Genomic DNA, 4876 nt, shown 5'->3' with positions numbered 1-4876 from the left:
CAACCCCCCGCCCCCCCCCGACAAAAACCCCACAGCAACCGCCGCCCGCCACCGATGTTTAAAAGCCCCCGGGCCCCGCGGGGGGGGCCCGGGCCGCGCCCCGAGGGCGCCCGGACCACCCCGGTCCGCGAGGGGTCAGCCCTCGCGGAGCGAGATGCCCATGCCGCCGCGCGGGTAGCGCCAGGTGAGCACCCCGGGTTCGGCCACGGCGGCGCAGGCACCGCACTCGAAGCACGCGGCGTACTCGACGGAGACCGTCCCGTCGGCCTCCTCCGCGTAGACCTTGGCGGGGCAGATCGCGACCAGCCGTCGCGCGCACCCGGTGCTGCGGACGAGGTCCTGGTCGAGGTGGATGTGGCTCTCCTCCTCGTCGGTCTCGTACCGGTTGCCGGCCAGGCGTTCGGCCACGGTCCCGATCCTGAGCCCCCGGGTCACGGATCCAGTCGACGTCGTCACAGCGCACGCACCCCCGCCAGCCCGTCGGAGAGCAGGTCCCGCAGGCGCACGGGCGAGCGCTTGAAGGCCCTCCTCGCCACGTCGCGCAGGTGGCGACGCGGTCTGAGGTCGTGGTCGAAGGCGCCGTACATGATGTCGGCGAGGAGCGAGCCGTACTGCTCGTACATGCGTTCGCGCTCCAGGAACGCGGGCGCCTTGGCGTAGGTCTGCATGTCCTGGCCGGCGAACGACGCCGTCAGCGCCGTCCGGTACCCCGCCAGCCCGGCCTTGGACGTGTCTCCCGCAGCCAGCGCCGCCTCGATCCCCGTGGCCGCGGCGATGCCGGAGGCCGTGGCGAGGTCCATGCCACGGACGGTCAGGCCCGTGTTGAGCGTCAGGCCCGCGGCGTCGCCCACGACGACCATGCCGTCCGTGGTGATCTCGCGGACCATGTCCAGGCCGCCCTCGGCGACCAGGTGGCTCGCGTACTCCGACACCTCGCCGCCCGCGAGCAGCGGGGCGACGAACGGGTGGGTCAGGAAGTGCTCGAACACCTCCGACGACGGCACGCCCTTGGCGACGAGGTCGTCCAGCCGCAGCACCACGCCGACCGAGATCGAGTCGCGGTTCGTGTACAGGAACCCGCCGCCGCCGATCCCGAGCGTGCAGTCGCCGACCACGGCGTAGGCCACGCCCTCGTCACCGGCGCAGCGGAACCGCTCCTCGATGGTCGCCGCGGGCAGCGAGACGACCGCCTTCACGCCCAGCGCCAGGTGGTTCGTCGGCTCCTGGGGGCGCAGGCCCGCCGCGCGCGCCAGGAAGGAGTTGACGCCGTCGGCGGCCACGACCACGTGGGCCCGCAGCTCGTCGTCGCCGGCACGGACGCCCACGACCTTGCCGTCCTCGGTGAGGACCTCGTCGACGCGGACACCCGGCATGAGGAACACGCCGGCCTCCTCGCACTTCTCGCCCAGCCACGCGTCGAGCCTGGCGCGCAGCACGGTCACCGCGTTCACCGGGTCGGACAGCCGCGAGTCCTGGTAGTCGATCCCGACCGACGACGTGCTGTTGAGGAACTGCACGTAGTTGCGCGTGATGCGCCGCTCGACCGGAGCCTGCGTCAGGAAGTCGGGGAAGACCTCCTCCATGACCCGCGAGTAGAGCACGCCGCCCGACAGGTTCTTGGAGCCGGGTGCCTCCCCCCGCTCGATGAGCACGACCGAGCGGCCGGTCTCCGCGAGCCGGTACGCGGTCACGCACCCGGCGACACCGGCACCGACGACGATGACGTCGAAGTCGGGCTCGACCGCCTCGGTCGTCATGACAGCGCCGCCGTGAGTGCCGGGACGACCTGGTACAGGTCGCCGACGACGCAGTAGTCGGCCTCGGCGAAGAAGGGCGCGTCCTTGTCGGAGTTGATCGCGACGACGGTGCGCGCGCCACGGGCACCGACAGTGTGCTGCAGCTGACCGGAGATCCCCACCGCGAGATACAGCTCGGGGGAGACCTGCTGGCCGGTGACGCCGACGTAGCGGTCGTGCGTGTACCACCCGAGGCCCTCGGCGAGCGGGCGCGAGCACGCGGTCTCGGCGCCGATCGCCGCCGCGAGGGACTCGACGAGCCCGAGGTCGTCCTTGGCCTTGACGCCGCGGCCGGCGGACACGATGCGCTGTGCGCGACCGAGGTCGACGACGGCGCGCTCGGCCGGGCGGTTCTCGGTGACGGTGAGCGTGGGGATCGCCGAGGCGGTGACCTCGGCGATCGCGGCGCTGCCGCCCGTGGCGACGGCACCGCCGTCGACCACGACGACCGCCGGGCCGGAGACCCGGTCGGTCTCCTGCGCGATACCGCCGAAGACCGACCGGGTCAGCTCGACGCCGTCCGCCACGACCGTCACCGCGGAGACCTGCGTGAACGCCGGGGCGCCGAGGACGGCGGCCGCAGCCCCTGCGAGGACACGGTCCGCCGGCCGGCTCGAGGCGAGGACGACGTCCGGCTGGGCGGCCGTGACCAGGGTGGCGACCGTCGAGGCATAGGCCTCGACGGGAGCGTCGCCCGGCTCACCGAGCCAGGTGACGGCGTCCACGCCCGAGGCTGCGACGGCCTCGGCGACGGACCGCGTGCCGACGACGACCGCAGTGGTGCTGGTGCCCTGGGCCAGCTCGACGAGGGCGTCGATGCGGGCGTCCCCGGCGACGAGGATGTAGGTGCTGCTCATGAGGGTGTTCCTTCCCGGGAGATCGGGGTGGTCAGAGGACGTTGTCGGCGCGCAGCGCGGCGACGAGCTCGGCGGCCGCGGCCACCGGGTCGGAACCGTCGATCACGTGCTGCTTGCGCGCGGCGAGGGCGGGGCGGGCCGTGGCGACCACCGCGGTCGCGGCGACGGGTGCGGCAGGCGCGACGTCGGCGAGGGAGAGCACCTCCACGGGGCGCTTGCCGGCGGCCAGGATGTCCTTCATGCCGGGCACGCGCGGCACGACGGCGTCGGTGGCGGCCGCGAGGACGACGGGGCCCGAGGCGTGCAGCACCTGCGAGCCGGAGTCCTGCAGGCGCTCGACGACGAGGTCTCCCGCGCCGCCCGAGATCGCCGTGACGTTCGCCAGGGCCGGCCAGCCGAGCGCGCCGGCGAGGATCGCAGGAACGAGCTGCGCGCCGACGTCCTGCGAGGAGTCACCCGTCAGGACCATGTCGACGTCGCCGACGTGCTTGACGACCTCGGCGAGGACCGTGGCGGTGAGCGTCGGGCCGGCGCCTTCGAGCGCCGCGTCCGCGACGACGACCGCGCGGTCGAACCCGCGGGACAGCGCGGACTTGCGGGCCATCGGCGACGCGACGTCGGGGCCGCCCACGCTGATGCCGACGAGCTCGGCGCCCGTGGCGTCCGCGAGGCGGCGGCCGAGCTCCGCGGCGACCGGGTCGTACTCGGACACCGACGCCTTGGCGCGGCCCCAGTCGACGGTCCCGTCGGCTCCCACCGCGGCGTCCTGCGGGTTCGGTGCCCACTTGTAGGCAACGGCAATCTTCATCGTGATCCATCTCCTTGGAGGTCGCCGCGGGGTCCGCGGTCGCTGGTGGTGCGGGGGGTACCCGTTCCCGTCGGGGAGTCGGGCGTCCCGGCCGTGCGGGGGCCGGAGCCCGCCCGCCGGCCACGGATGCCGAGGCGCAGCGCACTGGCCTCGACGAGGGTCAGGCCGCGGGTCTCGGGTGCCCACAGCACCGAGACGAGCAGGCCCAGGCCGGAGATGACGGCGCCTGCCGTCATCGTGGCGCGGGTGCCGTAGGCGGCGAGGAAGCCGGGCAGCACATAGGTCGAGACCACGGTGCCGATGCGGCTGAAGGCCATGGCGGCCCCGACGGCAGAGGCCCGGACGTCCGTCGGGAACAGCTCGTTCGGGTACAGCCACTGCAGGTTGCCGGGGCCGCCCGAGAAGAAGGCGTACACGGCGAGGCAGACGATCACGACGGGCATGGCGGCGGTGGGCAGGATGCCCAGGACCGCGAGCGCGACGGTCATGATCGCGAAGCTGCCGATGAGCAGCTTGCGCCGCCCCATGGAGTTCGCCCAGAACATGGCCGGGATGCACCCGACCATGAAGAACGTGCCGATGATCATCTCGCCGAGCGTCGCCGTCTGGCCGGCTCCGAACCCGAACTCCGTCATGATCCGGGGGCCGAACGTGTAGATCGCGAACATGGGCACGGCCTGGCACATCCAGATCGTCCCGACGAAGAGGATCTTGCCGACGTACCCGCGGCGGAAGAGCGTCGCGTACCCGACCTTCGACGTCGTCTCGGGCTCGAGCTCGACGTCCGCGCCGAAGATGCGCCGCACGATCGCGCGCGCCTCCTCGCCCCGCCCCTTGCGGGCCAGCCAGCGGGGCGACTCGGGGATGTCCCAGCGGCCGATCAGGATGACGAGGCACGGCACGACGGCGCTCGCGAGCATCCACCGCCAGCCGCCGTCGACGTCCATGAGCAGGTAGCCGACGAGGAAGGCGACGTTCGCACCGAGGTACCACGCGGCCGCGACGATGCCCATGGAGATCGCGCGGTGCTTGCGCGGGGTGAACTCCGCGATGAGCGACGTCGCGATCGGGTAGTCGGCACCGATGACTATGCCGATCAGGAACCGCATGACGACGAGCATGAGCGGCGTGCCCACGAACGCGGTGCCGACCGAGAGGACGGCGATCGCGACGATGTCGATGACGAACATCTTCTTGCGCCCGACGACGTCGGTCAGCCAACCGCCGACCGACGTCCCCAGGAAGAGGCCGACGAGCGCGGCCACCCCGACGACGGCCGTCCAGGTCGCGTCGAGGTCGAGCGCGGGGCCGAGCTGGATGAGGGCGACGCCGATGATGGACAGCACGTAGCCGTCGAGGAACGGGCCCCCCGACGAGAAGAGGGTGACCCGCTTGAGGAACGGGGTCATCTCGAC

5 protein-coding genes are annotated in these 4876 nt (G+C 72.8%); all 5 read right to left on the bottom strand.

Annotated elements, in window-relative coordinates; genetic code table 11:
* Nucleotides 1–135: 135 nt before the first annotated feature.
* Nucleotides 136–408: a ferredoxin family protein gene (locus ACFRCR_RS16910; protein ID WP_377679147.1), complete on the bottom strand. Its 273-nt coding sequence runs from the start codon at nt 406–408 to the stop codon at nt 136–138.
* A gap of 44 nt (nt 409–452) precedes the next feature.
* Nucleotides 453–1757: an FAD-dependent oxidoreductase gene (locus ACFRCR_RS16905; RefSeq protein ID WP_377679146.1), complete on the bottom strand. Its 1305-nt coding sequence runs from the start codon at nt 1755–1757 to the stop codon at nt 453–455.
* Nucleotides 1754–2653, bottom strand: coding sequence for an electron transfer flavoprotein subunit alpha/FixB family protein (locus ACFRCR_RS16900; RefSeq protein WP_377679145.1), 900 nt, complete (start codon nt 2651–2653; stop codon nt 1754–1756). Before ACFRCR_RS16900 ends, ACFRCR_RS16905 begins: the two co-directional genes overlap by 4 nt.
* Before the next feature lie 31 nt (nt 2654–2684).
* Nucleotides 2685–3461, bottom strand: coding sequence for an electron transfer flavoprotein subunit beta/FixA family protein (locus ACFRCR_RS16895; RefSeq protein ID WP_377679144.1), 777 nt, complete (start codon nt 3459–3461; stop codon nt 2685–2687).
* Nucleotides 3458–4876 (bottom strand): MFS transporter (locus ACFRCR_RS16890; RefSeq protein ID WP_377679142.1); only part of this gene is annotated, 1419 nt, incomplete at its 5' end. The genes ACFRCR_RS16890 and ACFRCR_RS16895, both read right to left, overlap by 4 nt.

It is taken from the genome of Oerskovia sp. NPDC056781, assembly GCF_042789955.1.
Lineage (GTDB): Bacteria > Actinomycetota > Actinomycetes > Actinomycetales > Cellulomonadaceae > Oerskovia > Oerskovia rustica.
Note: the sequence above shows the minus strand (reverse complement) of the source record. Positions and strands in the feature narration are given on the sequence as shown.